This window comes from Bradyrhizobium barranii subsp. apii (genome assembly GCF_011516635.5).
Taxonomy (GTDB): Bacteria; Pseudomonadota; Alphaproteobacteria; order Rhizobiales; family Xanthobacteraceae; genus Bradyrhizobium; species Bradyrhizobium barranii.
Genome location: NZ_CP096255.1, coordinates 7,947,501 through 7,963,813, shown reverse-complemented (window position 1 = coordinate 7,963,813; position 16,313 = coordinate 7,947,501). Strand labels below are relative to the sequence as shown.

Genomic DNA, 16,313 nt, shown 5'->3' with positions numbered 1-16,313 from the left:
AGGGAGTGAACAACCTCGTCGAGAGGCGTACGACCGGCCTGAGCGGGATCGGGCGGTGGCTGCAGGCGACTGCGGCAGGCCGCCTTGCGGCGCTCGCTCTGCTCGTCGTCGTTCTCGCCTTCCTTTCCGTCTATCCGCTGTCGATGCTGCTCTATGGAAGCCTGCATTCGACGCCGCCGGGAATGGCCGGCACTTTCAATCTGGACGGATACCGCGACGTCATCACGCTGCAAAGCGCGGTGACACTCCTCAACACCGTCGGCATATCCCTGGCCAAGACCATCCCTTCGGTAATCCTGGCCGTCTTGCTCGCCTGGATACTGGCGCGAACCGACACGCCATTCCGGGGGGCTCTGGAAGTCCTGATCACGCTGCCATTCTTCATTCCCCCGATCCTGACCGCAATGGCGTGGGGCATGCTCGGCAATCCGCAGGTCGGATTGCTCAATCAGCTCTATCAGTGGGTCACGGGATCAGAGACAGCGCCGATCAACGTCTATTCATATGGCGGCGTAGTCTGGCACATGATGCAGTATTCCGTGCCGTTCCTGTTTCTTCTTATCGTGGACGCCTTCCGAGCGATGGATCCGAGTCTCGAGGAGGCGGCGACCATGTGCGGCGCATCACGTCTGCGAACTTTTCGCTCTGTCACGCTGCAGCTTATGCTGCCCGCGCTGACCGGTGCGGCCATCCTGAGCTTCATTCGCGGCATCGAGAATTTCGAGTCACCGCTCTTCTTCGGTTCACCGGCGGGAATTAGGGTCATCACGACGGACATCTACGACTCGATCAACCAGCGGTCGCCGCCGCAATATCAGTATGCAACCGCGATCAGCTTCGTCATCATGGCGCTACTGTTCCTGATCGTTCTTCTGCAGCGGCGGATGCTGCGCGGCCGAAGTTTTCAGACCATCACTGGCAAGGGCTATTCGCCTTCGGTGATGAAACTCGGTGCATGGCGATGGGCAACCTTTGCCTTTTGCGTTCTGTTCTTTGTGGTGACGGTGGTTCTCCCGGTCGGACAACTCGTCATCGGCTCGTTCTTCAAGTTCTTCGGGTTCTACCAGTGGGACATGCTGACACTCGAGCACTATCAGGCGGTATTCAGCAGCAGCGAGTTCTGGCGCGGGTTCAGCAACACAATGTTCCTGGGCCTCGCCGGCGCCACGCTGACGATGTTGCTCGGCGCAACCGTCGCCTATGTCTCGGTCCGAACGAAGTGGCGAGGCCGGTTGCTGATCGATTCGATGGCTTGGCTGCCGTGGATGATGCCCGGCATCGTCCTTGGTGTCGGGTTTCTCTGGGGGTTTGCTCTGCTGCCTCACGCGATTCCGATCTACGGCACGATCTGGGCGCTGCTGCTGGCCTATATTTCGCTTGGGACGCCGCTTTCGGTGCGCGCCATGTCGAGCGCATATGCGCAGCTTTCGTTCGACCTCGAGGAGTGCTCCCGGGTGCATGGCGCAAGCTGGCTGCAAACCATGAGGCGCATCGTCCTTGCCCTGGCCTGGCCTTCCTTCGCCGTCGGATGGGTGCTGGTGTTCTTCGGCATCATGCGCGAGCTGAGCGCATCCGTTCTGCTCTATTCTGTCGGCTCCGAGGTGTTGTCTGTCGTGCTGCTGAAGCTGTGGGCGAACGGCAATGCGGAGCAGGTCAGCGTGATCGGGCTCATCATGATGGTTCTCGTGATCGTCTTCCGGTGGGTTCAACTCAAGTTCATCAGCAGCCGTATCGGTGGAATGTGACCAGGCTTGGATCGTGCCATGTCGAATGTCGTTCTTGAGAAGGTAAGCCGGAGCTTCGGTAATTTCGTCGCGGTCGACGGCGTCGACCTGCGGGTCAGCGAGGGTGAATTCGTCACCCTGCTGGGGCCGTCGGGGGGCGGCAAGACCACGACGTTGCGGATGGTCGCGGGCCTCGAGCAAAATTCCGGCGGCCGCATCAGCATCGGCAACGAGGTCGTCAGCGATGCGGCTCGCGGCGTCTTTGTTCCGTCGGAGCGCCGGCGGCTCGGCATGGTCTTCCAGTCATACGCGATCTGGCCGCACATGACCGTCTTCGAGAACGTCGCCTATCCGCTGCGGGTGCGCCGCAAATCCGCGGCCGAGATACGCGATCTCGTCGCCAGGGCACTCCGCCTCGTCGAGATGCAGGATTTTGCCGAGCGGCCGGCACCGGCGCTGTCCGGCGGCCAGCAGCAGCGGGTCGCGATCGCGCGGGCCCTCGTCTTCGAACCCAAGGTGCTGCTGCTCGACGAGCCGCTCAGCAATCTCGACGCAAAGCTCCGTCTGCAGATGGGCGACGAGTTCCGTTCGATCCAGAGACGGCTTGGGATGACGAGCCTGTACGTGACACATGATCAGGCCGAAGCGATGGCGTTGTCCGACCGTGTGGTCGTGATGGATCGCGGTCGAATCCAGCAGATCGGAGCGCCCGAGGAGATTTATCGCTATCCCGCAAACCGGATCGTGGCAGCCTTCTTCGGAACACCGAACCTGCTGGAGGCCAGTGTGGAGGCCTGCACGCGGATCGACGATCGCCGGGTGCGGCTCAACGTCGTCGGCAAGGGCTGGCGTGGAGCGTGCCAGTCGGCAAGCGAGATCCGGCCCGGGCGGCCCGTGACCGTCATGGTTCGTCCCGAGGACGCCCGTATCGCGGCCCCAGATGCGGCTCACAGTGACCACGAGCTTCGATGGTCCGGACAGATTGCGCATACGATCTTCCGCGGTCCGATCCGGTCGGTCGTGGTGCAGACCGACGATAACCGCCTCAATGTCGATGCGCCGCCGTTCGGTGGCTTCTCCGTCGGAGACAATGTGACCGTCGTCGTTCCGCAGCAGTCGGCTTGGGCTGTGCCGGAGCAGGCCGGCGCAGCCCCTTAAGCCGGGAATGCCTCTCAGCGATAGATCTGCTGAGCCAAAGACAGCATCTCGTTCATGCGTTCTGGATCCGTGGTGCCGAGAAGCTTCGTTGTTTCGATTTGTGCCACCGCGGGATCGACACCGGTCAGCGCGTCCGCCGTGGTCGGCAGCAGCCCGAGCCTCGCAAGGTTCTGCTGCATCGTCTTGCCCAGATAGTATTCCATCAGCAGCCGCGCCGCGTTGGGGTGGGGTGCATTCTTCAGCAGCGCGAGATCGTAGCCGACATAAGGCAGCCCCTCCTTCGGCGCGATGAACTTGACCGGGAGGCCCTTGAGTTCGAGCAGCGACGTCAGGCTGTCGGGGATGTAGAGCGGGTATTCGCCGCGCGCTATGCGGCGCTCATTGGCGGGTATCTCCCGGCTGAACTTCAGGTCCTGCTGGGCAAGCTTCTCGTGGAAGGCGCGCCCGTAGAGGTCCTGCAGGACCGAGAAGAGCACGCCGCCGCCGCCGAGCGTCCGCAGATCGTCGCTGAGGATTTTTCCTTTCCAGCGCGGATCCGTCAGGTCGAGCCAGCTTTTCGGCTCGTCCGCCGGCTTGACCAGCATGGTGTTCGCCAGGATGCCGTAGACGATGGCAAAGACAGGGAGCCGCATGCCGTCGCTTGGGAAGTCCGTCTTGAGACGGCCGAGGCTGGGGAGGGGGCCGTGCGGTTCGAAGACACGCTCCTCCTTGATCTGCAGCGTGGTCGTGGTCCGCCCGTTCTCGGAGACGTCGGCTGCGTTGCGGCCCGCGGCCTGCTCGATGCGGATGCGCTCCCGGACTTCGCTCGCGCGCGCTTCGAGAATGTCCACGGTGATTCCGTAAGCGGACTCGAAGTCCTTCTTGAGCTCCTTGTGCGCGGCAAGGCCGACGAACGCGCTGTAGAGCACCACGCGGCCTTCCTTCGTTGCGGCGGCGACCAGCGAGGACCATTCGCCCTCCGCTCTCGACGGAGCCATGATCGACGGCAGGATCGAAGAGGCGGTCAGTCCAAACACCGTAGCGCGGCGCGTGATGCGCGCGCGCTTTTCCCGGTCCGGCGTGGCCATTGTCGCTACTCCGCGGCTTGCGGGCTTGGGGCACGCCAGCGAATGGCGGTCTTCAGCTTGTCCTGATAGGCCTCGAGCCAGTCGATCTTCGCATCAGCGTAGTACGAGCCTGCGCGCGCGTTCCAGAACACCTCGGCGTCGTCGACGCCGGGCGGCACGGTGCCGTTGTTGGCGAATGCCCGTGCAGCGTTGAGCAGGCGCCGCCTCGTCCGCGCGATCATCACGTCGCTCGGTGCGAGATGTTCCTTGGTGTGATCGACGATCGGCCCCATGCTTTCCGTGACGGCTTGGTCCTGCATCACGATGTTGCGGATGCCCGTGTAGATCTTGTTGGTGCGCTGAGCTTCGCGATCGATCTGCCAGTCGTTGCCGATGTTCTGGACCGCACGCCAGCGCCCATACCAGTCCGTGGTGTTGGGTAGATAATCGAGACCGTCGGCCCCGGGGATGCCGCCACCGGATTTCAGCTTGGAGCTCGAGTAAGTCGCCCCCTTGGCGCGGCCGCCATAGATCGAGATCAGCATCGTGTGGGTGTCGTCCATGGGCACCCACGCCTTGGCGACCACGTGGTCGGCAAAGTCGGCGTTCGGGGTCTGGGTCCAGAACGGCAGTGAGAAATGCGCCATGCGCCAGTGCATTCGATCGTCCGCTTCCGGCCGAAACGCGCCGTACATCGTACCCCAGTCGGTCTCGGTGACCTTGTACTCCGGCGCTCGGTTGGAAACCGTGTGACGGGCCGGGTGGCCTTCCTCGAAATCATCAGGGTTGATGTGTCCGGCATGCAGGAAGCCGAAATGCGACGTGTCGATATCGCCTTCGAGGCCCTGGAGCCAGTTGGCTTCGCGCTGGAGGATGGTGACGGTCAGATCCTGCTCCGGAACGAACAGCGCTTCGTGCATCGGCATGGGTGGCGCCTCGGCCCGTGCGCCCATGTAAACCCATATGAGGCCCGCGGACTCGCGAACCCTGTAGCTTTTTGCACGGACCTTTTCCTTGAAATCCTGCGGAGGGGGGACGTTCGGCATTTCGAGGCAGCGGCCGTCAACGTCGAATTTCCAGCCGTGATAGACGCAACGGATGCCGTCCTGCTCGTTACGGCCGAGGAACAGCGAGGCACAGCGGTGCGGACATTGGTGATCCAGCACGCCAACCCGGCCCGAGCTGTCACGGAAGGCAATGAGCTGCTCACCGAGCAGCATCAAGCGCATTGGATCGCCGTCGACCGATAGTTCCGAAGAAAGAGCGGCGGGTATCCAGTATTGCCGCATCATCTCGCCCATGACCGTACCCGGGCCAACCAGCGTCAGATCCTGGCCGTCAGTCGATTTCGACATGGTGATCCTCCCTAGCTCTTTTGAATGCTTATTATTTGCATTATGCAAGTAAGTCGCCCCTGCGTCAATGACGCGATCGTCCGGAAAGCGAGCGGTTGAGCGGTGCAGTGCAACTCGTTATGGTTCTGCTCCCATCACCGCGAGCAAATTGTCTTGATGAACAAGGTCAGCACGATCCTCCCGCTCGAGAACTGGACCGGATACCGGTTCGGTCTCATTGCTTCACGGCTGGGCAGCTTCATCTCCCCCATGTACGAAGATCGTTACGAGCTGACGATGCCGGCCTGGCGAAGCCTCGCGGTCATTGCCAGGCATCAGCCGCTGACGGCCACGCAACTTGCGACATTGACCTCGTCCGATGCGTTCAAGGTCGCGCGCTCCATCGAATTGCTGGTGCGCCGAGGGCTGATTCATCGTGACGTGGATAAAGCGGACCGCCGCCGCGCCAGCCTGAGCCTCACGACCGATGGCCGCAAGGTCTACAAGGATATCGAGAAATTCGTTGTTCGGGTCGAGCGCAAGCTCATGGCCGCGCTCGATCCGCACGAAATCGAGGTTTTGAGGCGAAGCCTCGACAAGCTCGATCAGCAACTGGAGACCGAGATCAAAGCACAGGGCCGCGAGAAATTCCTGTAACGGTCTCCGGCGGCCCCTGTTTGCGCCTCAGTATCTTATAATGTCCGAATGCCGCTCTTGATGCCATCGGCGATCTGACCAATCTGCTCCTCGTTGATGATAAGAGGCGGCGACAGGATCAGTGTATCGCCAACAGCGCGAACAAAGATCCCATTTTCGAAACAATTTCGACGATCACGGCTGCGACCGTCGAGGGGTCCATCGCGGTCAAGACCTTCCAGCGCGTCTGCAAATTCGACGCCGTGCTCGGGCTCGCCCTTGCTGAACGCATTGCGGGTGAGATCATGTGTGTGAGGAAGGCGTGATACCCCCGGAAGCATGACGCCGAACTGCGCCCGCTGCCACCCGATGCCCGAGACCGAGAGTCCGGCGAATCCCATTCCATGGTAACTGCGCTGGCGCCCGATCAGGCGCTGGCGATGGCCTTCGCCGCGTGCCCGGTGATAGGCCAGCGCCATCTTCAGCGCGGTATCGACCGCCTCGGAGCCGGATCCGGCAAGGAAAGTATGGTCAAACCCTTCCGGCGCGATCTCCAACGCGGCAAAGTCAGCTAAGGGGTCAAAAGGCGAATTACACCGTGACCAGCGCGGGGATTTCCGGTCTAGGCAATGTGTGCGCCGTCGCTCTCTCCCATTTGTCAACGTGGTTGACGGTAATTGCCCGGAATCGCTGTTCCGCGAACTATTGGATGGACTCTTCCGGCAACCAGCTGAATTTGCCTTCGCAAAACTGGTCGTGGTGGTTGAAGTGCGGCCTGTGGACCGGCTGCATTAGCGATGTCATGACGAGCGATATGGACTCCCGAGGTGAACGGCGCCGTTGAAGTTGCCATCGCCTGCACCTCTTTCGTAATGAAACAATGGCCGGCCACAGCGCGACCGGCGACGATGTCCGTCATGCTGGCGGGAGCGCAGCCGCGGCAGACGACCGGAGAGATGATCCAATCATTCGGGAAAGGCGTTATCCAACAGAGGAGTATCCTATGAAGTTGGCTCAAAAATCAACACTACTCATTTGTCTGCTCGGCGCGCCGGGAATTTCGTTGGCCGCAGACGCCAAGGGGGACGTGGAGAAGGCTTACGCCGCTTGGGATGCCGCATTCAACAAGCACGACGAGAAAGCCATCGGCGCCTCCTATGTCGCGACGGCAAAATTGATGCCGCCCACACATCAGGTCGCGTCGGGGCCGGCCGAGATCGAGAAGTTCTTTGCCGGACTCTTCGCGAGCGGTGTGACGGATCACAAGTTGGAGATGATCGATGCCGGCGGAGACGACAAGGTAGTCTTCGGCACAGCCAAGTGGAGCGCTACGGGTAAGGACAAGGAGGGCAAGCCGTCTCCCTTCAGTGGTTTAGCGACGCACGTCTTCGAACGCCAAGCCGACGGATCGCTCAAATTGAGGCTGCAAACATTCAACTAAAGCGGTCGAAGCTTAATCGGTCCGGCGAGGCGGCGGCCTTACCGGACGCCCAAAAGGGCTACTTGTCTCCGGTGCAAGATATGTCCGGGTTGGGGCAAACTGCGACTTAACGGGGAGGGCAGTTCTTGGCGAAACGCGGACATTTGGCCTGATCGGCACGTCTCCGAAGAGCCAAGATCAGAGTGATCGTCGCATTCGGTCGCGGCGTGGACTTGCTACCTACGATGACGTGAGGATTCCGCAGCTATCCTCTCATACAACGCCACCTCTACGCGCTAGTGCGGCAGAAGAGCTATCTGCTGGGGTCATTTGGAGCAACGGCCTCCTCGAACAGCTCAACCTTACCGCGCGTGTTGTCTGTTACCGCAAAAACCTCGTAAAAATCGATCTGCGGCTTCATGCCGTAGCGCTGGATGATGCCCTCGAGCCACGGCCCGGTGTAGAACGCCTTGGCATCCTCAATACGCTCCCACTGGTACACGCCGCCCGCCCAGCCGCTTTCGGACCAGATGAAGTGCTTGCTGATCAGCCCCGTCACCTCGCGGAAGTTGGGTGCGATCTTATGAAAGTGCTCGCGACACGTCGCGTGGTCGATCTGCGGCGGCAGTTTGTATCGTACAACGGCGGTAATCATGCGACCTCCTTGTAAGGATGCCCCGGCTCAATTGGCATTCCCGCGATCAAGCAAGCGGGAAGCCGACATGGATCAAAAGCGCAAAGCCTAACCAGTAGTTTCCGTTCTGCTGCGACCAGCCGACTATCCCAGATCATGCTGACTTAGAGTCTGTCCGGAAAGATTACCTTGGATTGCATAGCTTTCGCAGCATGAGTCGGATGGAGGCCAGCTTGAGAAAGGCGAGCGCCCTGTGATTGAAGCATTCCCAATCTTTGGACAGTCTTCGGCATCGCCCGAGCCAGGCAAAGGTACGCTCGACGATCCAGCGTTTGGGCAAGACGACGAAACGGTGAGCCTGATCGGAGCGTTTGACGATTTCGAGGTTCACGCGCTTCAGAGCGCTACGCAGCCCCTTCTGGAAATGTGGCCCTTGATATCCGCCGTCGGCGTAGAGCTTCAGAAGAAAGGGATAGAGGCCGAACAACGTTGCCATCAGGAGCACGCCGCCGTCGCGATCCTGGATGTCCGCCGCATGCACGATGGCGTGCATCAAGAGGCCTTGCGTGTCGACGAGAATGTGCCGCTTCTTGCCCTTGATCTTCTTGCCCGCGTCGTAGCCATGGAGATCATGAGGCCCCCTTTTTCAGCGCTTTTCACGCTCTGGCTATCGATGATGGCGGCGGTGGGAGAAGCCTCGCGCTCGGCCCTTTCGCGACATTCGACATAGAGGGCGTGATGAATTTTATCGAGCGTGCCGTTCCAGCTCCACAGATCGAAGTAGCCATACAGCGTCGAGCGCGGCGGCAGGTCCTTGGGGATCGCGCGCCACTGGCAACCTGTGCTCAGGATGTACATCAGCCCGTTGGCAATCTCGCGCAGGTCCACCGTACGCTTGTTGCCGCCGCGCTTGGCCGGCGGGATGCGAGGCGCGATCAGCGCCCACTCCTCGTCGGTCAAGTCGCTCGGATAGCGCAGGCGGCTGCGGTCGTAGCGTGCACGGTTCTCGGTAGTCCACATTGGCGGCGCGTCCCCATCGAATCAGGCCGCTCACCTTGAATCACAACCGATTCATTCGACTCAACATGTTTTGGAACAGACACTTAGCGTTAGAAGTTAGACCGCGTCGCTGAATTCGCGCAACGCAGGCTCCATGCTGGTGCGTGCGCACGACCGAAATTTTGATCATCTACCCCCGCCGATCGCGACTAAATGCGACAGAGGCTTCCGTGAGTAGGTCAATACGATTGACGAGAGCCTTAATCGCCGCGCGGCTATCTCCTTCCAATTTTTTGCGTTAATGTGAAGCTCTTCACACCTGTGTAGCAGACGGGCTCGGATGATGCCCAAAGAGAGGTGAGCTAAGGCCCCGCAAAGCGCCGCCCAGTTCTATTCCATTCACACGCGAGTTTGGGAGTGACACATGGAAAAGCGCGAAATTGGCAACAGCTTGACGAAAGGTCTGTCCGAAGCGAAGCGGGGCGCCTTCTCCCGCCGCTCGGTGTTGACGTTGGTTTGCACCCTCGGCGCCACGGCGCCGCTTGGAATGTTTGGAGCGGCTCGCGCGCTGACGGCATCCGGGACTGGATCGCTGTCTTATATTCCCGGCGCGCCTCTTATTTGTCGCGCCGCAGCGAGCAGTGAAGAGCTGCAGGGCCCACCCCGCCAACTCAAACTCGCCTGGAATGCGAACGCGGCGTGTACCGTCGCTGCGGCTGTCGCAAAGGAGCGGGGCATCTTCGCCAAGCACAACCTCGATGTCGAATTCGTCAATTTCGGCGGTTCGACCGACCAGTTGTTGGAGGCGATTGCAACTGGCAAGGCGGATGCCGGTTTGGGATTGGCCCTGCGCTGGCTCAAACCGCTGGAGCAAGGTTTCGACGTTCGGATCACCGCCGGTGTGCACGGCGGCTGCATCCGGCTCCTCGGCTCCAAGGCTGCGAATATTGACAGCCTGGAATCCCTGCGCGGCAAGGCCATCGGGATTAGCGATCAATCGAGCCCAGCGAAGAACTTCTTTTCGATCTACCTCGCCAAAAAGGGCATCGATCCGGCCCAAGAGGTAGAGTGGCGCCAGTACCCGGCCAATCTGCTCGCGCTTGCCGTCGACAAGGGCGAAGTGCAGGCGCTGGCCGAGATAGATCCGCTGCCCTACCTCTGGCTCAAGGAAGGCAAACTCAACGAGATCGCGACGAACTTGACGGGTGAATTCGCCGACCGCACCTGCTGCGTTCTCGCGATACGTGGCAGCCTCACCCGAAGCGAAATGCCGGTGGCGGCCGCTCTGACCCGATCGATACTGGAGGGGGCAGACCTAGTTGCCAGCGATCCCGCCGATGCCGCAGCAATCTATTCGGGCTACGGCGGGAGAGGATCCGTAGAGGATCTCGCCACCATGTATCGTAGCCATACTCACCACAATCACCCGGTCGGGGCCGCGCTCAAGAAGCAGCTTCTACTCTACACCGACGAACTCAAGGCTGTGAACGTCATGAAGCGAAGCACTGACCCGGCCAAGTTCGCCGAGCGGATTTATCTTGACGTTCTAAGCTGAGCCGATTGGGAAGATCCGCAGTGAGCTCGGTCATCGATGAAGTGCCGAGGCCATCAGAGAAATCGGGTTTCGGCTTTTTTGAAAGTTCGACCACTCGGTCGTTGATCGGCGGACTGTCTGTTGCCGCCGCATGGTCTATGGTCGCCGTGCTCACTGCGCTCTGGCCGGATAAGCCCGAGAGCGATTGGGCCTACACGGGCGGCTTCGCGATTGCCTGCGGCGCGTTGGCCCTTGCGCTCGCCCTGGCAGCCTTTGCCGGCGTTCGTTTTGTTGCTTTTCAGCGTCTCCAGCGGCTCTCCCCGTGGCTGTTTGCGCTCGCGCTGTTTTTTGCCGCCTGGGAGGCCGTCACAGCAAAGCTTGGATTGCTGCCGTTGCCGTTCTTTCCGCCGCCGCAGGCCATTGTCGAAGTCGTAATCGATGATTGGGGGCGGCTGGCTGAAGGCATCTTCGCCTCAGCGCGTCTGCTCGCGACCGGTTACTTTCTCGGTGCGGCGGTGGGGTTCGTAACCGGCGTGGCGATCGGCTGGTCGCGGCTCGCCGGTTATTGGATCCACCCAGTTTTGCGGTTCATCGGGCCGCTGCCCGCGACAGCTTGGCTGCCGCTCGCATTTTTCGTTTTCCCGTCGAGCTTCAGCGCCAGCATTTTCCTGATTGCGCTCGCCACCGGGTTTCCGGTCACCGTGCTGACCTGGTCGGGCGTCGCCTGCGTGAAGAGCGCCTATTACGATATTGCGCGGACATTGGGAGCAACCCAGCGCTTCCTCGTGCTCAAGGTTGCCATTCCGGCGGCAATGCCACATGTCTTTGTTGGCCTGTTCATGGGTCTCGGCAACTCGTTTGCGGTTCTTGTCGTAGCCGAGATGCTGGGCGTGAAGGCGGGGCTCGGCTGGTACCTGCAATGGGCGCAAGGTTGGGCGGCCTATGCCAATATGTACGCCGCGCTGCTGCTCATGGCGTTCTTGTGCTCAGGGCTGATCACGCTGCTGTTCCGCTTGCGGGACCGCCTGCTATCCTGGCAGAAAGGTCTGGTGCGATGGTAGCGGCGATCGCAAGCGATCACGCGGTCCGTGGATCGACGCTAACGCTCCGCGAAGTGAGCCACAGCTTCGATCTCGAAGGGCAGCCCCTGCCGGTATTGGACCGCATCAGCCTTCAGGTCGGCCGCGGCGAATTTGTCGCTCTCCTGGGTCCGAGTGGGTGCGGAAAATCGACCCTGCTGCGGCTGGTCGCGGGGCTCGACACTCCAACAGCCGGCTCCCTGCTAGCGGAGGGAAGAGAGATCGAAGCACCCGATCCGTCGCGCGTCGTCGTTTTTCAAGATCCCACGCTTTATCCATGGCGCACGGTACGGAGCAACGTTGCGCTCGGTCTGGAAGCCCGCGGGTTGCTACGCACTTATGGCGGGCGTATCGAAGACGCCTTGCGCCTGGTGGGGCTCACGGGTTTCGCCAATGCCTACCCGCACCAGCTTTCCGGTGGCATGGCGCAACGCGCGGCTCTGGCGCGTGCGCTTGTCAACGACCCAAAGCTGCTCATTCTTGACGAACCTTTGGGCCAGCTCGACTCGCTGACTCGCATCGCGATGCAGGCGGAACTCGTATCACTTTGGCAGCGCTCGCGCTTCACGGCGCTGATGGTCACGCACGATGTCGAGGAGGCGCTATTGCTTGCTGGCCGTGTCATCGTGCTGAGCGACCGGCCTGCACGGGTCAAGGCTGAAGTCGTCAACAGCCAGCCCTATCCACGCCACCGGGGCGATCCGCACTTCGTTGAGCTTCGTCGCGAGGTGTTTGGGCAACTCGGCCTCGATGAGGCATGGTAGCCCTCAAAAGGAGCTCGCCGTGACGGATCTTCTCATACGCATCCACAGAGCAAGCAGCGCGGCGTTCTCGCCGCGATCGCAATGCGATTGTGTTAGCGGCTGTGCAGCCACCTCGTGGAGATCTAAAAATCTGGGAAGCGCACGGAGACTTCGGTGACCTCAGAATTCAACGTCCACAGCGCCGCGGGCTATGAGCAGCTCATGGGCCGCTGGAGCCGAAGACTCGCGCGGAAATTCATCGACTTCACAGGGATTTCCGACGGCGAAAGGATTCTCGAGATCGGCTGCGGCACCGGTAGCTTGACCTTCACGCTCGCCAAAGCCGCCGACCTCGCCGAGATTACCGCGGTCGACTATTCGCCAATCTTTGTCGAGGAGGTAATCCGGCGCAACACAAACCCGCGAATAAAAGTCCGACAGGCGGATGCCTGCGCCCTGCCCTTCGAGGGCGGCACGTTCGATCGCGCTTTGGCGCTTCTCGTGCTCCACTTCGTTCCCGAAGCCGGTAAGGCAGTAGCCGAGATGCGCCGCGTCGTTCGGCCGGGCGGCGTGGTCGCGGCAGCGGTGTGGGATCATCTCGGCGGGATGCCCGGCATGCGCATGATGGTCGACACGGTGGCGGCACTCGGTGAAAGCGGGCGCCAGCTGCGCAGTCGCTATTGCTTTCAACCAATGATGCAGCCGGGCGAACTGAGACGGACTTTTGCCGAACAGGGTCTCGTGAGCATTGCGGAAGTAGAGCTGATGATCCGCATGGACTACAAAAGCTTTGCCGACTATTGGACGCCGATTGCCGCTGGCGAAGGGCCGCTCGGCAAGTATGTGGCAGCGCTCGACGCTGCGGAGCGAGCGCGCACCGACGCCGCCGTGCGCGATGCCTACGAGGCCGGCCGGCCCGATGGCCCGAGGTCCTTTGCAAACGTCGCGTGGGCGTGCCGAGGCATCGTTCCCTAACTCGACGGCCAGAGCGGTCTCTTCCGAGGTCCTGACTATCTGAGTGCCCGGGTGGAAAGTCGATGAACGTCTGGGCTTAACCAGGACGAGCAGGCTTGCTGCTCTGCTACGCGGACACGAGAAGATTGGCGAAGTGGAAACTTTTCATTTTTTGCTTGAAGTCAGGTGAGTGAGCGTCTATGTGTTTTCCAGCGTTGCCCGTCTGTCGGGCGCTCTCTTTGGCCTAGATGCCAAGGGAAGCATGCACGCTCTTGATGCTCCTCACCTTGTTGAGTGACACAACAATCGACGTAAGTCGATTGGAGTTCATTCATCGTCGGTAAGGGTGTCGGAACCCTTCCACTCTGGAAGGTTGGGGCCTCCTGGTCCCGGGCTGTTTGACAAGTGAAGATGAAGAAAGAGAAACGTGGACGGCGGAGTCCTTGCGCCTCTCGGACACTGAAGAGCTTCGGCTTTTGAGTTTTGAGAGGGGACGAAAGACTTCGGCGGTACACGTTTTAAAGGAAACACCATCGCTGCCATCGATGTGAATCGCGGGCAGCTCGGCGACTTCGGTTGTCGAAATAATGGTGGGACCTCGTCAAACGTTGTGATCAGCCGGTTCAAAGTTCAAGTCCAACTTGAGAGTTTGATCCTGGCTCAGAGCGAACGCTGGCGGCAGGCTTAACACATGCAAGTCGAGCGGGCGTAGCAATGCGTCAGCGGCAGACGGGTGAGTAACGCGTGGGAACGTACCTTTTGGTTCGGAACAACACAGGGAAACTTGTGCTAATACCGGATAAGCCCTTACGGGGAAAGATTTATCGCCGAAAGATCGGCCCGCGTCTGATTAGCTAGTTGGTGAGGTAATGGCTCACCAAGGCGACGATCAGTAGCTGGTCTGAGAGGATGATCAGCCACATTGGGACTGAGACACGGCCCAAACTCCTACGGGAGGCAGCAGTGGGGAATATTGGACAATGGGGGCAACCCTGATCCAGCCATGCCGCGTGAGTGATGAAGGCCCTAGGGTTGTAAAGCTCTTTTGTGCGGGAAGATAATGACGGTACCGCAAGAATAAGCCCCGGCTAACTTCGTGCCAGCAGCCGCGGTAATACGAAGGGGGCTAGCGTTGCTCGGAATCACTGGGCGTAAAGGGTGCGTAGGCGGGTCTTTAAGTCAGGGGTGAAATCCTGGAGCTCAACTCCAGAACTGCCTTTGATACTGAAGATCTTGAGTTCGGGAGAGGTGAGTGGAACTGCGAGTGTAGAGGTGAAATTCGTAGATATTCGCAAGAACACCAGTGGCGAAGGCGGCTCACTGGCCCGATACTGACGCTGAGGCACGAAAGCGTGGGGAGCAAACAGGATTAGATACCCTGGTAGTCCACGCCGTAAACGATGAATGCTAGCCGTTAGTGGGTTTACTCACTAGTGGCGCAGCTAACGCTTTAAGCATTCCGCCTGGGGAGTACGGTCGCAAGATTAAAACTCAAAGGAATTGACGGGGGCCCGCACAAGCGGTGGAGCATGTGGTTTAATTCGACGCAACGCGCAGAACCTTACCAGCCCTTGACATGTCCAGGACCGGTCGCAGAGATGTGACCTTCTCTTCGGAGCCTGGAACACAGGTGCTGCATGGCTGTCGTCAGCTCGTGTCGTGAGATGTTGGGTTAAGTCCCGCAACGAGCGCAACCCCCGTCCTTAGTTGCTACCATTTAGTTGAGCACTCTAAGGAGACTGCCGGTGATAAGCCGCGAGGAAGGTGGGGATGACGTCAAGTCCTCATGGCCCTTACGGGCTGGGCTACACACGTGCTACAATGGCGGTGACAATGGGATGCTAAGGGGCGACCCTTCGCAAATCTCAAAAAGCCGTCTCAGTTCGGATTGGGCTCTGCAACTCGAGCCCATGAAGTTGGAATCGCTAGTAATCGTGGATCAGCACGCCACGGTGAATACGTTCCCGGGCCTTGTACACACCGCCCGTCACACCATGGGAGTTGGTTTTACCTGAAGACGGTGCGCTAACCCGCAAGGGAGGCAGCCGGCCACGGTAGGGTCAGCGACTGGGGTGAAGTCGTAACAAGGTAGCCGTAGGGGAACCTGCGGCTGGATCACCTCCTTTCTAAGGATGGTTCTTCAGAAGCTTGCTTCTATCGAGCCGTTTTAGAAACATCAGTGGCCAACGATCGTCAGGATTGTTGAGCTGCATTGGCGGGATTTCGCCGTCTTCGTTTCTCTTTCTTCGCGGACGAACACGCGCTGGGGCTGCAAGCTTGCAGAATCCCTGGTCCTTGACTGGATATGCGTTAGGGGCTTGTAGCTCAGTTGGTTAGAGCGCGCGCTTGATAAGCGTGAGGTCGGAAGTTCAAGTCTTCCCAGGCCCACCACACTCATCGAGTGAGCATTCGTCTTCTGGTTACGGGGCCATAGCTCAGCTGGGAGAGCGCGTGCTTTGCAAGCATGAGGTCGTCGGTTCGATCCCGTCTGGCTCCACCAGATGGTTTGATCATCGACTGATCGTGCACCTAAATCGTCCGCGAAACATCACTTCGCACTTACTAGTCCGGATGGACAGTAAGCTGCGTGATTTCTGACATCGTAAAGAGGAGATCGATCCGAGTTGGATCGGGCAACAAGCAATTGTTGCGCGATACTTCATTATCTCCGGATCATTTCGGCGCTCGTGCGTCTTTCAAGGTAGCTCACAAGGCTGCGTTTGAGAGACATGCGAGTTGTAAATGATCCTTTTAGCGAAGCTTGACCGCCTCGCTATCGGAACGATCTTACGAAGCAAACTGGTCTTTCTAATCATTGTCCGGCTGTGAGAATAGCGTTCATCGAGGGCGCGCGCCGCAAGGCAGTTCTTACAGACAACATTCTGCCGAGTGTGTGGACATTGATAATGAGAGCAATCAAGTGCCTTAAGGGTGTTCGGTGGATGCCTTGGCGCTGAGAGGCGATGAAGGACGTGCTACGCTGCGATAAGCCGTGGGGAGCTGCGAAGAAGCTTTGATCCATGGATTTCCGAATGGGGAAACCCACCTTCGA

The 16,313-nt window shown here is 59.9% G+C and carries 11 protein-coding genes, 2 tRNA genes, 2 rRNA genes and 2 pseudogenes (1 of these 17 only partly in view); 12 read left to right on the top strand and 5 right to left on the bottom strand.

Going from position 1 to position 16,313, the window contains the following annotated elements:
• Positions 1–5: 5 nt before the first annotated feature.
• Entirely contained in the window at positions 6–1,745 is a 1,740-nt protein-coding gene (locus HAP41_RS38195; RefSeq protein ID WP_224580632.1) for an ABC transporter permease, read from the top strand.
• An 18-nt stretch (positions 1,746–1,763) separates the two neighbouring features.
• Positions 1,764–2,882: an ABC transporter ATP-binding protein gene (locus HAP41_RS38190; protein ID WP_176400473.1), complete on the top strand. Its 1,119-nt coding sequence runs from the start codon at positions 1,764–1,766 to the stop codon at positions 2,880–2,882.
• 14 nt (positions 2,883–2,896) lie between these two features.
• Here HAP41_RS38190 and HAP41_RS38185 read toward each other — a convergent pair whose 3' ends face one another.
• Complete coding sequence (locus HAP41_RS38185; protein ID WP_166082221.1) at positions 2,897–3,949, bottom strand: ABC transporter substrate-binding protein; 1,053 nt, start codon at positions 3,947–3,949, stop codon at positions 2,897–2,899.
• Between the two features lie 5 nt (positions 3,950–3,954).
• The gene (locus HAP41_RS38180) at positions 3,955–5,283 is read right to left on the bottom strand and encodes a Rieske 2Fe-2S domain-containing protein (RefSeq protein ID WP_166082222.1); all 1,329 of its coding nucleotides are present in this window, start codon (positions 5,281–5,283) and stop codon (positions 3,955–3,957) included.
• Between the two features lie 156 nt (positions 5,284–5,439).
• Here HAP41_RS38180 and HAP41_RS38175 point away from each other — a divergent pair, with 156 nt between their 5' ends.
• On the top strand, positions 5,440–5,919 hold the full coding sequence (locus tag HAP41_RS38175) for a MarR family winged helix-turn-helix transcriptional regulator (protein WP_085403315.1): 480 nt from the start codon (positions 5,440–5,442) through the stop codon (positions 5,917–5,919).
• A 157-nt stretch (positions 5,920–6,076) separates the two neighbouring features.
• On the opposite strand, the pseudogene HAP41_RS38170 reads toward HAP41_RS38175, so the two are convergent.
• Positions 6,077–6,455, bottom strand: a pseudogene (locus HAP41_RS38170) (aminotransferase class III-fold pyridoxal phosphate-dependent enzyme); the annotation flags it as partial.
• A 446-nt stretch (positions 6,456–6,901) separates the two neighbouring features.
• Here HAP41_RS38170 and HAP41_RS38165 point away from each other — a divergent pair.
• On the top strand, positions 6,902–7,339 hold the full coding sequence (locus HAP41_RS38165; protein WP_166082223.1) for a YybH family protein: 438 nt from the start codon (positions 6,902–6,904) through the stop codon (positions 7,337–7,339).
• A 292-nt stretch (positions 7,340–7,631) separates the two neighbouring features.
• Here the strand turns inward: HAP41_RS38165 and HAP41_RS38160 are convergent, their stop codons facing one another.
• The gene (locus HAP41_RS38160) at positions 7,632–7,973 is read right to left on the bottom strand and encodes a YdhR family protein (RefSeq protein ID WP_166082224.1); all 342 of its coding nucleotides are present in this window, start codon (positions 7,971–7,973) and stop codon (positions 7,632–7,634) included.
• A 163-nt stretch (positions 7,974–8,136) separates the two neighbouring features.
• Positions 8,137–8,972, bottom strand: a pseudogene (locus tag HAP41_RS38155) (IS5 family transposase).
• A gap of 403 nt (positions 8,973–9,375) precedes the next feature.
• Between HAP41_RS38155 and HAP41_RS38150 the strand changes: the two are divergent.
• From HAP41_RS38150 to HAP41_RS38115, 8 genes are all read left to right on the top strand, one after another.
• Positions 9,376–10,506 carry an ABC transporter substrate-binding protein gene (locus tag HAP41_RS38150; protein WP_166082225.1) on the top strand — a complete coding sequence of 377 codons (1,131 nt, stop codon included), beginning with the start codon at positions 9,376–9,378 and terminating at the stop codon, positions 10,504–10,506.
• A 101-nt stretch (positions 10,507–10,607) separates the two neighbouring features.
• A complete protein-coding gene (locus HAP41_RS38145; protein ID WP_224517721.1) occupies positions 10,608–11,546 on the top strand; it encodes an ABC transporter permease in 939 nt (312 codons plus the stop codon).
• The gene (locus tag HAP41_RS38140; protein WP_166082226.1) at positions 11,540–12,328 is read left to right on the top strand and encodes an ABC transporter ATP-binding protein; all 789 of its coding nucleotides are present in this window, start codon (positions 11,540–11,542) and stop codon (positions 12,326–12,328) included. The genes HAP41_RS38145 and HAP41_RS38140 overlap by 7 nt, the downstream gene beginning before the upstream one ends.
• 153 nt (positions 12,329–12,481) lie before the next feature.
• Positions 12,482–13,282, top strand: a complete 801-nt coding sequence (locus HAP41_RS38135; RefSeq protein ID WP_166082227.1) for a class I SAM-dependent methyltransferase — start codon at positions 12,482–12,484, stop codon at positions 13,280–13,282.
• Positions 13,283–13,898: 616 nt separating this feature from the next.
• Positions 13,899–15,387: ribosomal RNA gene (locus HAP41_RS38130) — 16S ribosomal RNA — on the top strand.
• 188 nt (positions 15,388–15,575) lie between these two features.
• Positions 15,576–15,652 (top strand) — tRNA-Ile (locus HAP41_RS38125).
• Between the two features lie 33 nt (positions 15,653–15,685).
• Positions 15,686–15,761 (top strand) — tRNA-Ala (locus HAP41_RS38120).
• Positions 15,762–16,175: 414 nt separating this feature from the next.
• Positions 16,176–16,313, top strand: a 23S ribosomal RNA gene (locus HAP41_RS38115) (it continues 2,735 nt past the right edge of the window).
• Together the 16S and 23S rRNA genes with 2 tRNA genes alongside form the textbook arrangement of a ribosomal RNA operon.